General features: G+C 58.1%; 2 protein-coding genes. One reads left to right on the top strand and one right to left on the bottom strand.

Going from position 1 to position 645, the window contains the following annotated elements:
* Positions 1-376 (top strand): hypothetical protein (locus AC1DS5_RS25135; RefSeq protein ID WP_477720966.1); only part of this gene is annotated, 376 nt, incomplete at its 5' end.
* 16 nt (positions 377-392) lie between these two features.
* Here AC1DS5_RS25135 and AC1DS5_RS25140 read toward each other — a convergent pair.
* Positions 393-645 (bottom strand): anti-sigma factor domain-containing protein (locus tag AC1DS5_RS25140; RefSeq protein WP_477720967.1); only part of this gene is annotated, 253 nt, incomplete at its 5' end.

Genomic DNA, 645 nt, shown 5'->3' on the forward strand with positions numbered 1-645 from the left:
CTATATGGCTCAAGAAGGGAATGCAGAACCTGCTAATCTCAGGGCGTTTATCCACTTCATGTACCAAGTGCCGGTGAAGGTTGAAGCCTATCGACCTCATTTCTATGTTGTAAGCCGATTGATCGGCCGGTCGTGCCTCGCGATCCTGAACGAGCAGGAATGCAAGCTGGTTCTGAGGTACGCGGTTGAGAAAACCGATCTCTTTACCAACAATGCATACACGAAGCCTCCTGGCAAATTCACAGCCTCCTTGTTTCCGCGCACCATGTTCGCACTCACAAAGCCAAAGCCGGCAAAGGCAGGGCCGCCGCTCTCAGATCCAACGTCTACAGGCGCGATCGGGCGTTCATCTGTCCCGGCTTCACCGGCGCAATAAAGATGGCCCCTCGGACTTACAACGCCCTTGCCGCATTGCCCTTGAACAGGATCGGCCCCGTCGGTCTTCCGATCGGCGAGCCGCCTTCTGGCTCCAGCGTGATCTCGAACAACTGATCTGCCACAGTATCCGGCAATGCTTCCAGATCGAGCTGCAATGTCCGCGACTGTCCGGTGAGACCGATGGACTTCGGGCCGATGTCGCGATCCCACAGGGTCCAGACCTGCAGCGTGCGGCCGGCGGGCACGTCGATCGGGCGCAGCGGGATC

The organism is Polaromonas sp. P4_H1 (assembly GCF_056400945.1).